Here is a 17,432-nt window from a genome sequence, read left to right on the forward strand (position 1 = left end):
AAGATGGCACTCGTCTCACAAACACCGGCACCGGATCCCGGCGGGCTTCACGAAAGTGGTGCTCGCCGGGATCTTATTGCTCGACGAGACGCCAGCACATCCGGACGCGATGCCGGCCCCCCGGAAGGCGGACGTTTGCTGACGTCGATGCCAGGCGGTCATGTGCTCGATGCAGGTTCAAATCGGGGAGACGCAACGAGCTACGCTCGTCAGCCGGATCTGGCTGGTGCGGGCCGCGGCCGCGGCCAGGATGATCGCCGGCGCGGAATCGAGAAACTCGGCGCGATGATGCTCGCCGATGCCGAAGACATCGAGCCCGACACGGTCGGCGACCTCGACCTCGTCGAGGAGATCGGCCATGCGATCGGTCGCAGAAGAGGGCCTGCCGGTCGCCGGATCGGGGAAGATGGCGGCGAAGCTGTCGATACCGATTTGCATTGACGGTCCTTGCAAACTCATTTGGCGGCATGGTGTGGGGTCATGGGTTCGGGAGCCGCGAACGATCGCATCGTCAGAACCGGTAGTTCGCCATGAAGCTGACGAGTTTGATGACCTGCGCCGGCCCCGTCTCTCGAATGAACGTTCCCGGATCGAAGACGCCGACCGAGGCCGACAGGTTGAGCTCCGGCGTTGCCTGCCAGGCTGCGGCGACTTCGGCTTGCGTCCCGATGAAGCGCGCATCGCTGTCCCTGCCGCTGCGCACGAGGGCGCCCGAGATCGCATAGATGCCGTCGTCGGTGCTCTGTCGCCAATAGGCCGAACCCGACAGCGACAGCTCGACGCCCTCGTGTGGGCGGATCGTGACGGAAGGTCGGATATGGATGAGGTTGCGTGGTCCGATCGGCGACTGAGACGCAAAGTACTTGCCCCTGGGAAAGAGGGGATTGAGCGTTCCCAGCTCTGGATCATCCGGGTTGTCGTCGCCCGAGATCACATCGGCGGTGAGCCTGAGGTCGGGCTGCAGCGGCGCTTGCTGAAAGCGATGACCGATCTCGCCACCGATCCCCCAGGCCGCCCTGCGGTGGTTCGCGAAGGTTCCGTGCTGAACGGCGGCCTCAAGGTTCCAGTATGAGGCACCGGTGTCTCCGAATATGCGGGTGCCGAAGGTGTGGACCAGCTCTTTCCCGGCGCCTTGGTCGTAGACCGCGTTGCGATCTCGCAGACCGAGATAGAAGATGTCGAAGCCGTTGGTCCGATCTTCGCCCAGCCATCGCGTCGCATAGACGCCCCAGAGTGCCTTCTGGGTCGATGTCCGATCGTCGAAATCGTCCAGCCTGTTGTCGACCGGACGAAAATAGAGTGCCGTTACCTGCCAGGCCTTGCCCGTCAAAGACATGTCGAAGCCATCGAAGGCCTGAGGGATGTTGGGGCCATAGCGCGTATCGACGAAGCGCCCAGCGCCCAGCGATATGAGCTTGCGCCCCGCCGACATCCGCAGCGAAGTGTGGGCTGCGATATCCGCCTCGACCTCGACGAACGCCTGAAGCATGTCGGCGCCTGTCGTATCGACCGGCCGCTTGGCGCGGCGAACGCCCGAAATCCCGGAGAGCATGGGTTGTGCGAACAGGCGCAGCTTGCCCGCATGGAAATCGACATAGGGCATGAAGCGATGCCAGGCATAGCCATCGTCCGGCGCCGCCCCCCAATTGACGTTGGCATAGCCCTCGTAGCGCGATCGGAACTCGAGGCCCGTCGTGAGATAGGTTGATCCGTCGGCGCTCAGAGGGATGAACTTGAACTGTTCGGTCCATCGCCCCGTCTGCTTCGCAGGGTCTGCAAGATGGGTCCAATTCTCCGGATAGCGCTCGATCGTGAGGGTCGGGGCGCGTCCGATATCGGTCCCGACCTGCGCTTCGGCCGCGACCGGCATGGCCGCTATGGCCGTTATGTAGAGAAGGCACCACGAACTCCGCACCCCGCTCGATAGACGTCGGGGATGGCGGCGAACATGGCGGCTCAGCCTTGTATGCGGGGGACGGTTCCGCGCAACATGGCGAAGGAGGGTGACGGGGGCCAACACCCGATCTGCTTCGCAGCAGTCCATTGCGCAGACACCCGTCATCCGCCTGGATCACTCGGCCGCGCCGACCGGCGTGTTGAGCAGCTGCTGCTCCCAAAGATACGCGATGCCGCTGCCGCCGAAGTGCTGGATGAGAATCTCGGTCAGCTCCTCGACATGCTCGGTGCGCGCCCAATCGCGTTGCCATTCGCCAGCGAGCGCCATCACGGTCATCACGTTCGCGCCGGCCGCGATCATTCGCTGGATGGCAACTTCGTGAGACTCCTTCGAAATCCCGCCCGACGCGTCGGTGATCACGGTCACGTCCCAGCCTTCGCCGGCGGCCTGGATCACAGGCATTGCGACGCAGACCTCGGTCCACAGGCCGGCGATGATCAGCTGCTTGCGGCCGGTCGCCTTGACGACGTTCACCACATTCTCGTCCTGCCAGGTGTTCACCCAGGTGCGATCGATGACTTCCTGGTCCGGAAATACGTCGGTGATCTGCTTAAAGAGAAGTCCACCGCGCGCCGCGATCACGCTGGTGAGAATGGTCGGAACATTGAAGGCTTTTGCTAGCTTCGCCAGCGCGGTCGTGTAGTTGACCACCATGTGCGGGTCATGACTGTTCAGATTGGCCAGCTGATAGGGCTGGTGGTCGATCAGGACGAGGACCGAGTCCTCCGGACGAAGAAGCGAGTCGAGGCCGTTGCGGAAGGTCATGACTATCTCTTTCTGACGTCTTCGATGGATGGCGATGTCTGCCGGGCAATCTTGCGCCCCCCGGGGCAGCGCTGCCTCGTATTGCCGTTCTCGAACGCATTACGGTAGTGCCGGAATTTGCCACGCTGTGTCGCAGAATTAGGGACACCAACCGCCGCCGACTGCACAGCTGCCCGGCGTTCCCCCTTTCGCGACACAGCACGACGCGTTTCAGGGCTACCGACGAAAGGCGCTGCTCCCACTTCCAGGCATGATGAGCCCGCAAGCTCGCGAAGGCGCGCAATCCGTCGCGCGGCAGATCGAACACGAGGACCACATGACGACCAGACTGGAAGGCAAGACCGCGGTGATCACCGGCGGCGCGACCGGCATCGGATTTGCCGCAGCCAAACGCTTCATTGAAGAAGGTGCATTCGTGTACATCTTCGGTCGCACCGCGTCGGCACTTGATGCTGCGGTGGCGAAACTTGGGCCCGACGCGCGCGGCGTCACCGGATCGATCAACGGGACGGAAGATCTCGATCGTCTCTTTGAAGTCGTGAAAAAAGAGCGCGGCAGCATCGACATTCTGTTGGCAAACGCCGGCATTTCAGAGCCAACGCCGCTCGGGCAGACCACGACCGAACAGTTCGATCGGGTCTTCGGCACCAATGTCAAAGGCCTCCTGTTCACCGTCCAAGGCGCGTTGCCCTTGATGGGGAAAGGAGGGTCGATCATCCTGACCGGATCGAGCGCCACGGTGAAAGGCTTCTCCAACTTCAGCCTGTATGCCGCAACCAAGGCGGCAGTCCGCAGCTTCGCGCGCAGTTGGACGTTGGAACTCGCTGACAGGGGGATCCGGGTGAACGTCCTGTCGCCGGGATTGACAGAGACCGAGAAGGTGCTGGAGCTCATGGGCAAGGACGGCATCGAGGCGGTCCGAGGTATCACGCCGATCGGGCGCATCGCCGACCCGGACGAGATTGGCGCCGTCGCCGCCTTCCTCGCTTCGAGCGACAGCGGCTTCATGGCCGGTGCGGAAGTGTTTGCCGACGGCGGTATCGCCCAAGTGTGACGTCCCTCGTTCGGCGCGGGACATGTCGCATGTTGACAAGCAACGACAGCCCGGGCCGTACGCCCCGGCTCTCCTGCGCCGACCTCTTGGGTCAGGATTTGCGGACAGTGATCTGCGTGGGCGCCGAGCCTGCGGCGTCACCCGGAGGACTTACTCCCGTGCCTCCTGCCAGTGGGGATAGGTGACATAGGCGGTGACCGCGCCTTGCTCGTGCGAGTGGATCGTCACCTTCTGCCCTTTGGGCATATGGACGATCTCGCCCGGCCCCGCAGTGACGCTGTCTGAGTTGGCGGACACCGTCAGTCGCCCCTCAAGGACGACCATCACATCGTCGACGGCCATTGTCTCCTTGAGCGTCTGGTTCGGCCCATAGCGCCCGTAGCCGATGGTGATCGGGGAGCCATGGCGCTGGTCGACCAGGTTGCCCACAAACACCTCTCCGTCCTGTCCCGGGGAACGCTCCAGCTCTGCGTCGGTGATGGCGAACTTGCTGATCTTCATGGGAATTGCTCCTGCCAGCTGGCGTGGTTGCGTCACCTGGGCCGGTCAGTCCGGAAGTGGAATGTGCTCATCCCGGTCATCGACCGGGAGATCGAAGCGCCCCTTGCCCCAGTTCTGCGCCCGCCATTCGGCTTTGGCCTCCTCGATGCGCTCCTGCGAAGACGCAACGAAATTCCACCAGATGTAGCGGGGACCCGAAAGGGTCGCGCCACCGAGGATCATCAGGCGCGCGCCTCTGTCGCCGGCCGCAACCGTGACCCTGTCGCCGGGGCGGAAAACCATCATCCGACCCGCTTCGAAATCCTGGCCGGCGATCGAGATCGAGCCTTCGACGATGTAGATGCCCCGGTCCTCGTGATCGTGCGGTATCGGCAACCGCCCTTGCGCATCGAGCGCCACGTCGGCGTAGAACGTCTCCGAATACATTGTCGCGGGAGCCTTCTCACCATAAGCATCCCCGAGGACGAGCCGGACCGAGACGCCACGATCCTCGATCACCGGCAGCGCTTCCCTCCCGTGATGCTCGAACATCGGCGCCATATCCTCGTGACGCTCGGGCAGCGCCAGCCAGGTCTGAATGCCGAACAGGCTGTTCGGACCGCTTCGGGCCGCCGCGGAGGTGCGCTCGGAATGGGTCACGCCGCGCCCGGCGACCATCCAGTTCAGCTCGCCCGGACGGATCGTCTGATCGGCCCCGGTGCTGTCCCGGTGATGGAAGTCGCCGCGAAAGAGATAGGTAACGGTGCCGAGACCGATATGCGGGTGCGGCCGAACGTCGACGCCCTGTCCGGTCAGGAACTCGGCCGGTCCGGCCTGATCGAAGAAGATGAACGGTCCGACCATCTGCCGCTTCGGCGCCGGCAGGGCGCGCCGAACCTCGAAGCCGCCGAGATCGCGAGAGCGTGGAACGATGAGAGTTTCGATCGCGTCGAGGCCGACCTCATCGGGGCAGCCCGGTTCGATTGCCGGATTCCAGCTCATGCGCCTCATTCTCTCTTGGGCTTCCGGGAGGCCTCGCCCTCGCCGATGCGAATGCCCAGACTGGCGAGCGACGGTCTGCCCGACTAGCCCTGTGCCACGTCGAGCTGTGTCGCAGTAAGTGGAACGTGCGGGCGATGTCGTCGAGCTCAGCGGCCCCGCAGTGGAGCGACCGCCGACGCAGTTTTCGATAAGGCCTCGCTCCGTTCGTGTTTTAGCGGTCGAGACCCCAAACGTCCGGATTTCGTGCGAAGTACTCGATCAGCATCTCCGTCAGCACCCGCACTTTCCGCGTGGGATGCTGACCCGGCGGGCGGACGACATATGCGGCCCCCGGAGGGACCGGATAGCGTGTCATGATCGGGACCAACGCGCCGGAGGCGAGATATTCATATGTGATGCAATCGGGGAGCCAGGCGACGCCGAGACCTGCCGCCGCCGCCGCGGCAAGCGCCGTGGCGCTGTCGGCCTTGAACCTGCCCTGCGGCTGGACCGTGACGATCTTGCTGCCATCCATGAACTGCCAGGTTTCCGTTCCCTGCATGAGGGCCTGATGGCTGGCGAGTTCGGCCGGGGTTTCGGGTGACCCGTGCGCTTCGACATAATCCGGGCTTGCGACAAGCTTTCCATGGATCGGCCCGACGCGCCTCGCGATCAGGTTGGAATCCTGAAGGTAGCCGCCCCGGATCGCGCAATCGAAACCCTCTGCGATGAGATCGACGAAGCGATCACTGTAGGAGGTATGGACGTGGAGCTGCGGATGCCGGCGCGCCATTTCCGCGATGACGGGGGCGAAATGCGTCGGGCCGAAAGTAAGCGGCATCGCAACCCTCAGGACGCCGCGCAGCTCGCCGGTGGGGAGGATCGTTTCCCTGGCGGTATCGATCTCGGCGCTGGCTCGGGCCGCATGGTCTCTGAACGTGATCCCCGCCTCAGTGAGCGCGGCGCCGCGGGTCGTTCGCGCAAGAAGCTGGACGCCGAGCTCCGCCTCGATCCGCAAAAGCCGCCGACTGACGATCGATTTGGAGACCCCGAGCCGGCGCGCGGCGGCCGACACGCCTCCAGCATCGGCCACGGCGACGAATGTCCGGAGATCCTCGATGTCCAATTTGGCGTTCCTTGTTCCGCGACACAGCCTGTCTGACTATGGCACTACCGCATCACCGAAAGGAACGGCAAGTTCTGACCGGGCGACGTGGCCCGCCGCCGCATGCGTCCGTTGAACCCATTGCCATTCATAGCGGCTTTCCGCGGGGCGCGCAGTGAGAGAACCATGAAGGCAGCCATCTATGATCACCCCGGCCCGCCGGATGTCCTCCGTTATGCGGATGTGCCCGATCCGGTTTGTCCAAGCGATGGCGTCCTGATCCGCGTCGAGACTGCCGCTATCGAGGGCGGCGACCTGATCAATCGCGCGTCCACGCCTCCACCCCACCCAGCCTTCGTCGTCGGCTATGCGGCCGCTGGCGAAATCATCGCGGTCGGAGAGAAGGTGTCGAATCGCAAGGTCGGCCAGAAGGTGACGAGCTTCGATCTCGCCGGGTCGCACGCGCAGTTGCGTGCGGTTGCCGCCAGCCGGACGTGGCCTGTGCCGGAAGGACTCGACATGGCCGCTGCCGCAGCTCTGCCGATCGCATTCGGGACCGCTCATCACTGCCTTTTCGCACGGGGTGGTTTGAGGCGTGGCGAAACTGTCCTTATCCAGGCCGGCGCCGGCGGCGTCGGGCTCGCCGCCATCCAGCTCGCGCATCGGGCAGGCGCGACCGTGCTTGCAACGGTCTCCGGGGTTGAAAGGGCCGAACGTCTTGTCCGGCTTGGCCTCGATCATGCGATCGATCATAGCTCGGCCGAGGTCGTCGACACGGTCATGCGTCTGACAGAAGGTCGTGGCGTGGATCTCGTCGTGGACCCGGTGGGAACCACCTTGCAAGGTTCCCTGGCGGCGCTACGCCCCGAGGGGCGCCTGGTCTTCGTCGGCAACGCCGGCGGTTCGCAGCTCGGTATCGATCTGTGGCCCGCGCTGCAGGCGAACCAATCGCTTTTCGGCGTCTTCATGGGAACGCAATTGGAAAAGCCTGATGTCTACCTCACGGTTTCCCGAATGCTGGAGCTGGCGGCGACCGGGGATCTTCGGGTGATCGTGGACAGGACGTTTCCACTCGCGGCCGCTGCTGAGGCCCACGCCCATGCCGAAGGCAATTCCGTCCTCGGGCGCGTCGTAATCGTCCCGGCCACGCAATGAGCATCGTGGACCCAGTGACTTCCGCTAAATCCACTGAAGGGGCCATCAGACGTCTGGGGGAAAGGTCGTGTCCCGAGGAGTGGAGCAGCAAGGCGTAACGCCAGCATAAGGGCGTGAGGGGGTCATCTGCGATCCTCCGCCCGCGCCCAGCCTCCGACCAAGGTGGTAGCTCGCGATGCCCGGGCTCAGCATTGCGGCGCCCCCCGCCATACCACCTCCGCTCGCCAGCTCCCCTCCATGAATGACAGTCGGCGCATGCAGCACGTCGAATGTCCAATTGTGGGAAGACCGCGCCGTCAATAGCGTTTCCGCTGCATACGAACGGAAGGTGCAGCATGACGGCCCCTCCTGAACCCCCTCCGCAGATCGACACGGCAGATCAGGTCGACACGGCAGATCGTCGAGCGTTCCTGGCCAAGTGCGGCCGGTTTGCGGTCGTGACCCCTCCCGCGGTCACCATGCTCCTGTCGACCAGCCTGAGCTCACAGGCGATCGCACAGTCGGGCGGCCGGGGTGGTCCGCCGGGCCACAATCCGGGCCACGGCGGCACACCCCCGGGCCATGGCGGCACACCTCCGGGGCATGCCGACGGGCATCCCGGTCAGCACGGTGGCCTGTTGGGCTGGATCCTGGATCGGCTGTTCTAGGCGTCGCGAGGATGACGCCATCGGCCGAAGAGACCGGCGGAACCGAGGCTCCCCCGGGGGAAGGCGCCGCCGCAGGAACAGCCTTCGCGGTGATGAACGGCCGCAAGCTGGCGTTCAGCGAGCCGCGGCAGGAGATCTACGAGCTGAACGACACGGCGGCCTATATCTGGTACCGCCTGGCCGATGGCGACGCGCCGGCGGCCATCATCGACGGCTTGGCCGAACTCGGGATCTCGCCGGAGACCGCGGACGCCTATGTCCGCGACGCGCTGGCCGTCTGGGCCCGGCTCGCCGGCACCGGTGGGGCCGGCTTCGGCACGGCCGCCAAGGGCGACGTGCAGCCGCAGGTCATTCGCGTCGCCGGGCTGGCCGTCCGGATTGGATACGGCCGCCCGTCCCTGGCGCGGATCGTCGCGCCCGCCTTCGCCCATCTCGCAGCGAAATCCCCCACCACGCACGCCCCGGCGGATGTGTCGTTCGAGATTCTCGCCGAAGGAACCCGGTTTCGATTGCGGGCGGATGGAGCGGCCCTCGAGACATTGAGCCCGGACGAGATCCTTCCGGCCCTGAAGGCACAGCTCACCGCCGCTGTTCTGGCCCACGGCCGGTATGCGCTGGCGATCCACGCGGCGGCGCTGGCGCATCACGATCGCATGCTGCTGCTCGGCGGGGAGGCCGGGGCGGGCAAGACGACCCTTGCGCTGGCCCTGGCGCATGCCGGCTTCGGCTATGCCGGCGACGACATCGCCCTGCTGACGCCGACCGGCCGGGTGGCCGGTGTGCCGTTCGCCGCGGCGGTCAAGTCCGGTGCCTGGGGGCTGGTCTCGTGGTTCCGGCCGGAATTGGAGACGGTCCGAACCTGTCTGAGATCGGATGGGCAGCATGTCCGCTATCTGCCGCCGTCCGCCCCTCCGGTGACCGAGCCCTTGCCGCTCGGTTGGGTGGTGTTGCTGCGCCGGCAGCCACACCGTGCCACGGCGTCCCTGGCGCCCTTGGACAAGGTCGACGCGATGCGGATGATCCTGGCTGAGGCAACCGCCCCCGGAGAACAGCTGCGGACAGCCGCGTTCGGGCAGCTGGTCCAGGCCATGGCAGGCGCGCAGTGCCATGTGCTGCACTATGCCCGGCTCGAAGACGCCGTGCGGGAACTGCAGCGCGGATGCGCCTGAAAATGCCGGCATTGAGGGCCCTGATCAGGGCCCTTGACGGCATGCCGCCCGCCCCCGCGGACTGGCTTGCCGTGATCGAGATCGCCAATCACTCCTGGCTGACGCCGGCAGTGTTCCTCGCGCTGGAACGCAGCGGCGCCCTGCCTGGACAGCCAAGCGAGATCCGCGACTATCTCAGCTTCATTCACGGCCGCAACCGACAGCGAAACCTTCGCCTCCGGGCTCAGCTGATCGAAGCGATCGGAGGGCTGAACCGGGCGGGCGTCAGGCCGATGGTCCTGAAGGGGGCAGGCATCCTGCTCCTGGCGCCCGATGCCGATATCGGCGCCCGGATGATGAGCGATCTCGACCTTCTGATCGCAGACAAGGAGAAACCCGCCGCGGACGCCGCTCTCGGGGCGCTCGGCTATCAGGCGTCGCAGGGGCTGCATGGCCTGTGGCGTTCCGCGGACGCCGGCGTCCTGGAACTGCATTGCCTCAACGATGCGCTGGAGGCCTACGGCGCGGCCATCATCGCAACGGCGCGATGCTCCTCCGTCGAGCGTGACCGGATCCAGGCCTGGCTGCCGTCACCGACCTTCCGCGCCGCCCATCTGATCATGCATGACCAGGTCAAGGAAGGTGACTACTGGCGCGGCAGCATCGACCTGCGCCATCTCCGCGATCTCGCCGCGCTGGCGGGGGAGATCGACTGGCACATGCTCGAGGCGAGCCTGTCGGCGGCCGGTTGGTGGACCGCAGCCGAGACCCAGCTTCTGACCCTGCACGGCCTGTTCGGGGTCCAGGTGCCGGCGGATCTGACTGGCCGCCTGGCTCCCCGGCTGCAGCACTGGCGGCGGATGGTTCAGATCCGGCATCCGATCCTCGCGGCGCCGCTGCGCCTGGCCGGCGCGATGGCGTGGCTGGCCCGGCGCATCCGGCTGGGAGACGGGCCTTCATTCACCTTGGCCGATTTCGCGCCACGGATCGCACGCAAGCTGCTGCAGGGACGCCGGAGAACCATCGAGGCACTGATGGGAGTCCATCTCGGCCCCAAGCTCTAAGCCCTTGGACTCCGGCGACAAGACGGGCCGGCAAAATGGTCATCCCCCTTTGAGGGAAGGATACCTCCAAATTTCGAAAGATACTCCGAAAAACCCCAGCACCTCCGACCAAGGTGTGAACGGCGGTGCCGTTTGTTCAGGTTCCAGCCATCTCCTCGCCTAGTATACGAGTTTATGCAGACAAATGTATATTTGGAGATGACGCCGCCCGCGGAAAAAGGATGACAACCACACAATCCCGGTGCGCAAGTCTGAAAGACAATATGATGAGAGGACTCCCACTAGAAAGTCGCCTGAACAATTTTATTTCACTATCAGAAGAAGAGCTTAGAGTTCTAAGAGACCTTCACACACAACGGACAATTCATAATAACACCGAACACTCGTACGAGGACGATAACAATAGATCGATTCACATCATCCTCAGAGGTTGGGGATACACGTATAAAGACCTTCCGAACGGCAAGCGGCAGCTGATCGATATCCTGATCCCCGGCGATGTGGCCGGGCTCCGCACCAGCCTTTTCGGCCCTCAGCATCAGGGATTTCGGGCGATCGGTGAGCTCGAAGCCGCCGAGATAAACGGTCGATCGATCGTTCGGCTGTTCCACGATTGGCCGCGCATCGCCCTGGCCTTGTTCTGGATCGCCAACCAGGACGCCATTCTCATCGCCGAACGCCTCGTCGATATCGGACGCCGTTCCGCCGTCATCAGGGTATCGCGTTTCCTGCTGGAGCTCGGCGCCAGGCTCGAGACCGTCGGCCTTGCGACACGAGACGGATTCCACTGCCCGTTGACGCAGAACGACATCGCAGATGCCCTGGGCCTTTCGGCCATCCATGTCAACCGGGTGCTTCGTCAGCTGCGGGAACAGGGCCTGCTGGCGTTCCGCAACGCGGTGGTCGAGTTCCTCGCCCCCGAGCGGCTGATCGCGCTGGCGCAATTCGAAGCTGCGGATCCTCCCGCTTTCACCACGATCGACCAGCCTCCCCGACGAACCCGCCCCACCAGAGATCCGGATCAAGTGTGAGAGAGATCCACCCGGCGCCCCGCGCCGATGTCAGCCGCATCAGCCGGTCACGACCGGCCAAGGAGAGCAGTGATGATGGAGATCACCCGCACCGGCCCGCTGCCGAATGAACGCATTCTCGTGGCCGGCGGCGCCGGCTATGTCGGAAGCCATGTCGCCTGGCTGCTGTGCCGCCTCGGCTTCCACGTCACCGTCCTTGACGACCTGTCGACAGGACATCGGGGCGCCGTTCCCGATCAGGCCGAGTTCATACGCGGGGACGCGCGCGACCGTGCCGCCGTGTCGCGGATCTTCGCGGAGCAGAAGCCCACTGCCGTCATCAACTTCGCGGCGCTCAGCCTTGTCGGCGAATCCTATCGGGATCCGCTCGGCTACATCGCGCACAATCTCGCGATCACCCTCAACCTGGCAAAGGCATCCGTCGAGTCGGGCGTGTCGAGCTTCCTGCTCTCGTCGACCGCCAGCATATTCGGACCCGACGCGGCCGGGCCGATCGCCGAGGATGCGCCGATACGGCCCGGCAATCCCTACGGGGAGTCGAAGGTGATGTGCGAGCGGGTGCTGCACTGGCTGGAAGTCGCATCCGGCATCCGGACCGCCGCCCTGCGCTACTTCAATGCTTCGGGAGCCCTGCTTTCCGGCAGTCTCGGGGAGGCTCACCTCCCCGAGACTCACCTGATCCCGATCGTCATCCAGGCCGCCATGGGCTTGCGCGACCACGTCGACATCTTCGGCAACGATCATCCGACGCCGGATGGGACATGCGTCCGCGATTACATCCATATCCTCGACTTGGCCGATGCGCATGTCAGATCGCTGGTCGCCCTGAGGACCGCGGGCGGTCTGCGCTACAATCTCGGCAGCGGCCGGGGATACAGCGTCCGTGAGATCGTCCAGGCGGTGGAGGAGCTGACCGGACGCCGCATCGCGACCCGGCTTCAGCCGCGCCGTCAGGGTGATCCCCCAAGCCTGGTCGCATGCACGGATCGGGTTCGGCAGGATCTCGGCTGGCGTCCCGTGCACAGCACCCTTCCAACGATCATCGGATCGGCCTGGAAGTGGCATGCCGATCACCCATACGGCTACGGCGCTCGGGCGGCGTGACCGCCGGATGTCGGACGTCATCCTTTCAATGCGGGGCTAGGCGAACAGTTCGATGCGGTCCGCCGTTCTGCGGAGAACCATCGCCTTTTCATTCGATGTTGAGAACCGTCATCGGCTGTATCGATTTGCGCAAGCCATGCCTTTTCCCAAGCGCCCCGTCCTCACATGGGGTAAAAATTTCCCCCAAAGAGGTATATTCAGATTAACCTGAGTTAGAGACATTCCACATATACTACGATAATATCCTGAGCGTCGTTGATCTTACTGCCTCATTCTGAGGGAAATCCAAGTATTTATTGGGAGTATCGACCTAAAGACTAGAACACTCCCGATCTATCACAGAACACTCACGCACTGTCGATGAACAATTTCGTGGAAGTGGAACAAAAAAACATAAAATTCGACAGATCCAACCGCCGTGCAATTTTTGGATGCTGGGGGATCAGATTATGTCTTATCAAATGGAAACGATGAGCAGGCCGCCGGAGGCGAATGTCTCGAACATAGGCGTCATTCGCAATGACTGCGATTTTGCCGATGCCGGCTCGTCCACGGAAAACCGGGTACGGATGCACACCAGTTGCATCATCATCGTCGATTCCCGGGCACTGGACAGAGAATGCCTGGCCAAGGGCCTGATGGCGAATGACGCCAGCATCAAGGTATTCTCCTTCGGGACGATCGAGGAGTGGCAGCAGGCCGTCGATCTCCATGACCGGGCATCAGCCATTCTGCTCAGCTTGGGGTCGCGCACCGGCGGCGATGCCAGCGTCGAGGCCGAGATCGGCGGCCTTGCCGCGACGTTCAAGGAGATCCCGATCATCGCCATCGGCGATCTCGACAATCTGAGCCATATCATGAAGGTCCTCGAATATGGCGCCCGCAGCTACATTCCGACGAGTGTCGGGCTGGATGTCGCGATCGAAGCCATCCGTCTCGCCCGGGCCGGCGGCACCTTCGTGCCGGCCAGCAGCCTCGTGGCCATCCACAAGCGCATCGCCGCGGAAACCACGGCGCCGGCGCCGACGCTGAACACGCTGTTCACCGCCCGCCAGGCAGCCGTGGTGGACGCGCTGCGGCGGGGCAAGGCCAACAAGATCATCGCCTATGAGCTGAATCTCTGCGAAAGCACCGTGAAGGTGCACATCCGCAACATCATGAAGAAGCTCAAGGCAAAAAACCGGACGGAAGTCGCCTTCAAGATCAACGACCTTTTTCCGCACGGCGTGATCGGCACCTACCCTTAGGCGTGCCGAAGAGGCCTTCGCTCATGACCATGGCCGACGAGGCCGCCGGACGGACCAGCCTGTGACGGCCCTGTCCCAGGATCTCATCGCCTCGTCGGGCCGGCACAAGGATCAGACCCGTGATCGTGTCGAAGCAGGCCGCTGTGCGGCAGACATCGAGGGTGCGCGAGTATCTCCGGTTCCTCAGGCGCCGGAAGTATTCGGTCGCGCTCCCCGCCCTGATCTTCCTCGCGATCGGGCTGACCCTCTATTCCGTGATGCCCCGCCGCTACGTGGCCGAGGCGGTCGTTGCGCTTGACCCGCGGCGCATCCAGATCCTGTCGACCGAGGCGGTGCTGTCGCCCTTGCCGCAGGAAAGCCCCGTGCTGCGGACGGAACTGGACATCATCAACTCCCGGCTGATGGCCGAGCGCGTGCTGGACCGGCTGGAGCGGATGGGGCTGGAGATGCCGTCGCCGGCCACGTCCCTGACGGGCGCCGCTCTGCAGCTGGTCTCCGGTCGAACGAGGCCCCAGGCGGAGGCCGCGGCACCGGTGGACCGGCGAACGCAGATCGATCGGCTGCTCGGCAATCTGACGGTCAGCAACGACGGCCGCTCCTACACGATCTTCATCATGTTCGCGGCAACCGATCCGGTCTATGCCGCCGCCGCCGCCAACGCGTTCGGCGAGGCCTATCTCGACTACCAGGCCGACATGCAGGCCGCCGCCACGCGGCACGCCACCGAGTGGCTCGCCTCCAAGCTGATCGATCTCCGCAAGCAGCTGGAGGCATCGGAAAGCGCAGTCGAGGCCTTCCGGCGCAATGCGGGCATGGTCGTCTCGGAAGGCACCAGCCTGCAGGCGCAGCAGCTCAGCGCGCTGAACACCACCCTGACCCAGGCCCGGTCCGAGCGCGCCGCCGCGGAAGCCCGCTATCAGACCGCGACGACGCTGGCCCGGAACGATAACGGCCTCGACTCCTTCGGCGCGGTGCTGGGCTCTCCCATCGTCCAGGCGCTGCGTACGGAACAGGCCAAGGTCGACCGTCAGCTCTCCGAATACGAGGACACCGGCGTGACCAAGAGCACGGAGCTGCCGGTGCTTCGATCCCAGCAGGCCTCGCTCCGGCAGCAGATCAGGCAGGAGGTCGACCGGGTGGTCGCCAGCCTGGCGAACGAGGTCGAGGTCGAGCGACGGAAGGAGAGCGGCCTCGAGACGACGCTCCAGGCGGCCGAGGCGGCGCAGTCGACCGTCAACGCCGCACAGCTTCAGCTGAACCAGCTCGAACGCGAGGCGAGCGCCAACCGCACGGTCTATGAGAGTTATCTGACGCGCTACAAACAGACGATCGAGCAGGACGGTCTCGCCCTGCCCGAAGCGCGGTTGATCTCGCAGGCCGAGCCGCCCGGCCTTCCGGCGGCGCCGAAGCTGATACCGTTCGTCGTGCTCAGCCTGCTGGCCGGGTCCGGCCTCGGCCTTGGCGTCGCCACGCTGCGGGAAGGCTTCGACACCCGGGTACGATCGCGCCGCGACCTGGAGGAGATCACCCCCCTCCCCGTTCTCGATCTGGTGCCCTATCTGCGGGCGCCGCGCACCTTGCCGGTCCATGCCGCGGTGGTCGAGATCCCCGGATCCGCCTTCGGCGAGGCGGTGCGTCGGCTGCGATCCACCCTGCTCCTCGCCCCGATGCTGAGACGGGCCAAGGTCCTGGCGCTGACATCTCCGGAACGCGGCGACGGCAAGACGACGCTGTGCCTCACCCTTGCCCGCTCCATGGCGCTGACCGGGCAGAAGGTCATCCTGATCGACGCCGATCTGCGCAATCCGATGGTGGCATCGATGACCGGCGTCGAACCATCGGTCAGGCTTCTCGACGTGGTCCGCGACGGCCGTCATCCGAACGAGGCCATCACGGCCGACAGGATCTCGCCGCTGCATCTGATCGCCGCGCACCCGGATCGGCTCGCGGCCGAGCGACTCCTCGACGAAGCCGGGTTCGCCGCATTGCTGTCCCAGCTTCGCCAGCGCTATGACCGCATCATCATCGACATCGGGTCGGTCGAAGCGTCGACAAGCACGACCCAGCTCGGCTCGCTTGTCGACGGCATGGCGCTCGTCACCCGATGGGAGAAGACGACCCGCAGCATCGCGGCATCGTCGATCCGGCACCTGGCCTTCCGCGGGGCGCCCATCTCGAGCGTCATCCTCAATGGCGTTCGCGGCCACCGCCCTGACCGTGACGAGGCCGACCATCCGGCCGTCCCGACGCTGCTCGACGGCACGGCTCTGCTCGCCAAGCCTTACAAGGCCGGGGACGACCTGGCTGTTGCGCACGACGCCTGAAGCCACCTTCAACGACCATGAGGTCACGCAGCATGCCACGCAGCCCCTCTTCCGCGCCGCGCCGGCGCCCGACCCGGGCCCACTTGGCCCTGCTGCTCCTCGCCGGCTTGGCGTCGGCCCACCCGGTCGCCGCCGCCGCCCAGGATGCGCGAGCCTACCAGGTGGGTCCGGGCGATACGCTGGCGATCACCGTCGCAGGCCAGGAGGCTTTCTCCGGCAAATTTTCGATCGGGCCGGACGGCAGCATCAACTATCCGCCGTTGGGCGATCTCCGGGTGGCGAAGCTGACCCCGGGCGAGATCGCCGACCGTATCGGCCAGGGCCTCAGCCAATATCTTCAGGCCGGCAGCGGCGTTCGGGTCGCGATCGAGGAATACGCCCCGGTGTTCGTCATCGGCGACGTCGACCGGCCGGGACAATACCAATATCGTCCGGGCATGATCGCGCTGGAGCTCGTGGCCGTCGGCGGTGGGATGCGACGCGCCCAGTTCACCAGCGAGACCGGCACCCTGCAGATGATCCAGACGGAACAGGACTATGCCGATCTGAAGCTGCAACAATTCTCGCTGCAGGTCCGGAAGGCCCGGATCGCGGCGGAAATGGCCGACACCGAGTTCAGCTATGCCGTTCCGGATCATGACGGCCTTCTCGACCGTCCGGCGATGCAGCGGGCCGTCGATGCCGAGACCACCCTGTTCCGCACCCGCCGGGATGTTCTGCACAGCCAGGAAAAGGCGTTGACGGATCAACGCGCCAGCTACGATTCCGAGATCGCGGCCCTCGAGCAGAGCATCAAGCTCTATGACGAGGAGATGGCGCTGATCGCCGAGGACGTCGCCGCGACCAGGACGCTCGCCAACCAGAAGCTGATCGTCCAGTCCCGACTGCGGGAAGTGCAGCGCAGCTATTCCGCGGCCCAGCGGGACGAGCTGGAGCACCGGTCCTTCCTGGCGCGAGCGCGCCAGAGCCAGCTCGACATCACCCAGCGCCTCGTCGAGCTGCACAATCGGCGGGCCGACGAGAATGCGAGCGCGCTGCGCGATATCGACCTCGACCTGTCTCGAAACGAACAGAAGCTGGCGTCCCTGCTCTCCACCCTGACCGAGCTGAAGCGGCAGGCCGACAATTCGGCTGCCGCGGTGACGACCGTCACGGCGTCCTACACCATCACGCGCGTCGTCAACGGTCAGCATCAGCAGATCGTTGCCGACGAGCAGGCAGCGATCGAGCCGGGCGATATTCTTCGCATCGACCAGAAGCTGACCGTCAGCGGCACCCGGGTGAGCCTGAACTGACAGCCGGTTCCGCCCGGGCGACGATCATCCTGCCCCGGAAGCGCCGTCGAGCTCGATGGCGCTTCCGGGGCAGGC

15 protein-coding genes are annotated in these 17,432 nt (G+C 64.9%); 9 read left to right on the top strand and 6 right to left on the bottom strand.

Annotation, left to right across the window (positions count from 1 at the left end; genetic code table 11):
* Positions 1-177: 177 nt before the first annotated feature.
* The 3 genes from ACFW16_RS21590 to ACFW16_RS21600 all read right to left on the bottom strand — a co-directional run bounded on the left by ACFW16_RS21590 (position 178) and on the right by ACFW16_RS21600 (position 2,722).
* Positions 178-459 (bottom strand): LLM class flavin-dependent oxidoreductase, encoded by a 282-nt coding sequence (locus ACFW16_RS21590; protein WP_380308810.1) that lies wholly within the window; start codon positions 457-459, stop codon positions 178-180.
* Between the two features lie 52 nt (positions 460-511).
* Positions 512-1,870, bottom strand: coding sequence for an alginate export family protein (locus ACFW16_RS21595; RefSeq protein ID WP_380308812.1), 1,359 nt, complete (start codon positions 1,868-1,870; stop codon positions 512-514).
* A gap of 201 nt (positions 1,871-2,071) precedes the next feature.
* A complete protein-coding gene (locus ACFW16_RS21600; protein ID WP_380308815.1) occupies positions 2,072-2,722 on the bottom strand; it encodes a hydrolase in 651 nt (216 codons plus the stop codon).
* A gap of 316 nt (positions 2,723-3,038) precedes the next feature.
* Between ACFW16_RS21600 and ACFW16_RS21605 the strand changes: the two genes are divergently transcribed.
* Positions 3,039-3,776, top strand: coding sequence for an SDR family NAD(P)-dependent oxidoreductase (locus ACFW16_RS21605; RefSeq protein ID WP_380308817.1), 738 nt, complete (start codon positions 3,039-3,041; stop codon positions 3,774-3,776).
* A gap of 150 nt (positions 3,777-3,926) precedes the next feature.
* Here ACFW16_RS21605 and ACFW16_RS21610 read toward each other — a convergent pair whose 3' ends face one another.
* The 3 genes from ACFW16_RS21610 to ACFW16_RS21620 all read right to left on the bottom strand — a co-directional run bounded on the left by ACFW16_RS21610 (position 3,927) and on the right by ACFW16_RS21620 (position 6,363).
* Complete coding sequence (locus ACFW16_RS21610; RefSeq protein ID WP_380308819.1) at positions 3,927-4,277, bottom strand: hypothetical protein; 351 nt, start codon at positions 4,275-4,277, stop codon at positions 3,927-3,929.
* Positions 4,278-4,322: 45 nt separating this feature from the next.
* Entirely contained in the window at positions 4,323-5,258 is a 936-nt protein-coding gene (locus tag ACFW16_RS21615; protein WP_380308821.1) for a pirin family protein, read from the bottom strand.
* Positions 5,259-5,469: 211 nt separating this feature from the next.
* Entirely contained in the window at positions 5,470-6,363 is an 894-nt protein-coding gene (locus tag ACFW16_RS21620) for a LysR family transcriptional regulator (protein ID WP_380308823.1), read from the bottom strand.
* Positions 6,364-6,528: 165 nt separating this feature from the next.
* Between ACFW16_RS21620 and ACFW16_RS21625 the strand changes: the two genes are divergently transcribed.
* The 8 genes from ACFW16_RS21625 to ACFW16_RS21660 all read left to right on the top strand — a co-directional run bounded on the left by ACFW16_RS21625 (position 6,529) and on the right by ACFW16_RS21660 (position 17,357).
* On the top strand, positions 6,529-7,497 hold the full coding sequence (locus ACFW16_RS21625; RefSeq protein WP_380308825.1) for a zinc-binding alcohol dehydrogenase family protein: 969 nt from the start codon (positions 6,529-6,531) through the stop codon (positions 7,495-7,497).
* Between the two features lie 658 nt (positions 7,498-8,155).
* A complete protein-coding gene (locus ACFW16_RS21630) occupies positions 8,156-9,313 on the top strand; it encodes a PqqD family peptide modification chaperone (protein ID WP_380308827.1) in 1,158 nt (385 codons plus the stop codon).
* A 41-nt stretch (positions 9,314-9,354) separates the two neighbouring features.
* Positions 9,355-10,356, top strand: a complete 1,002-nt coding sequence (locus ACFW16_RS21635) for a nucleotidyltransferase family protein (RefSeq protein WP_380308880.1) — start codon at positions 9,355-9,357, stop codon at positions 10,354-10,356.
* A 263-nt stretch (positions 10,357-10,619) separates the two neighbouring features.
* On the top strand, positions 10,620-11,387 hold the full coding sequence (locus tag ACFW16_RS21640; RefSeq protein ID WP_380308829.1) for a Crp/Fnr family transcriptional regulator: 768 nt from the start codon (positions 10,620-10,622) through the stop codon (positions 11,385-11,387).
* A gap of 72 nt (positions 11,388-11,459) precedes the next feature.
* The gene (galE, locus tag ACFW16_RS21645; protein WP_380308831.1) at positions 11,460-12,491 is read left to right on the top strand and encodes a UDP-glucose 4-epimerase GalE; all 1,032 of its coding nucleotides are present in this window, start codon (positions 11,460-11,462) and stop codon (positions 12,489-12,491) included.
* A gap of 470 nt (positions 12,492-12,961) precedes the next feature.
* On the top strand, positions 12,962-13,738 hold the full coding sequence (locus tag ACFW16_RS21650) for a LuxR C-terminal-related transcriptional regulator (RefSeq protein ID WP_380308833.1): 777 nt from the start codon (positions 12,962-12,964) through the stop codon (positions 13,736-13,738).
* Positions 13,739-13,857: 119 nt separating this feature from the next.
* Entirely contained in the window at positions 13,858-16,062 is a 2,205-nt protein-coding gene (locus ACFW16_RS21655) for a GumC family protein (RefSeq protein WP_380308835.1), read from the top strand.
* A gap of 83 nt (positions 16,063-16,145) precedes the next feature.
* Positions 16,146-17,357, top strand: coding sequence for a polysaccharide biosynthesis/export family protein (locus ACFW16_RS21660; RefSeq protein WP_380308837.1), 1,212 nt, complete (start codon positions 16,146-16,148; stop codon positions 17,355-17,357).
* Positions 17,358-17,432 lie beyond the last annotated feature (75 nt).

Source organism: Inquilinus sp. NPDC058860 (assembly GCF_042743185.1).
Classification (GTDB): Bacteria; Pseudomonadota; Alphaproteobacteria; order DSM-16000; family Inquilinaceae; genus Inquilinus.

Excerpts from the sequence above, each read along its gene's own strand:
- galE (WP_380308831.1), top strand. The coding sequence starts at position 11,460 with ATGATGGAGATCACCCGCACCGGCCCGCTGCCGAATGAACGCATTCTC.
- ACFW16_RS21590 (WP_380308810.1), bottom strand. The coding sequence starts at position 459 with ATGAGTTTGCAAGGACCGTCAATGCAAATCGGTATCGACAGCTTCGCC.
- ACFW16_RS21630 (WP_380308827.1), top strand. The coding sequence starts at position 8,156 with ATGACGCCATCGGCCGAAGAGACCGGCGGAACCGAGGCTCCCCCGGGG.
- ACFW16_RS21615 (WP_380308821.1), bottom strand. The coding sequence starts at position 5,258 with ATGAGCTGGAATCCGGCAATCGAACCGGGCTGCCCCGATGAGGTCGGC.
- ACFW16_RS21600 (WP_380308815.1), bottom strand. The coding sequence starts at position 2,722 with ATGACCTTCCGCAACGGCCTCGACTCGCTTCTTCGTCCGGAGGACTCG.
- ACFW16_RS21595 (WP_380308812.1), bottom strand. The coding sequence starts at position 1,870 with ATGCCGGTCGCGGCCGAAGCGCAGGTCGGGACCGATATCGGACGCGCC.
- ACFW16_RS21635 (WP_380308880.1), top strand. The coding sequence starts at position 9,355 with ATGCCGCCCGCCCCCGCGGACTGGCTTGCCGTGATCGAGATCGCCAAT.
- ACFW16_RS21625 (WP_380308825.1), top strand. The coding sequence starts at position 6,529 with ATGAAGGCAGCCATCTATGATCACCCCGGCCCGCCGGATGTCCTCCGT.
- ACFW16_RS21650 (WP_380308833.1), top strand. The coding sequence starts at position 12,962 with ATGAGCAGGCCGCCGGAGGCGAATGTCTCGAACATAGGCGTCATTCGC.
- ACFW16_RS21640 (WP_380308829.1), top strand. The coding sequence starts at position 10,620 with ATGATGAGAGGACTCCCACTAGAAAGTCGCCTGAACAATTTTATTTCA.
- ACFW16_RS21605 (WP_380308817.1), top strand. The coding sequence starts at position 3,039 with ATGACGACCAGACTGGAAGGCAAGACCGCGGTGATCACCGGCGGCGCG.
- ACFW16_RS21610 (WP_380308819.1), bottom strand. The coding sequence starts at position 4,277 with ATGAAGATCAGCAAGTTCGCCATCACCGACGCAGAGCTGGAGCGTTCC.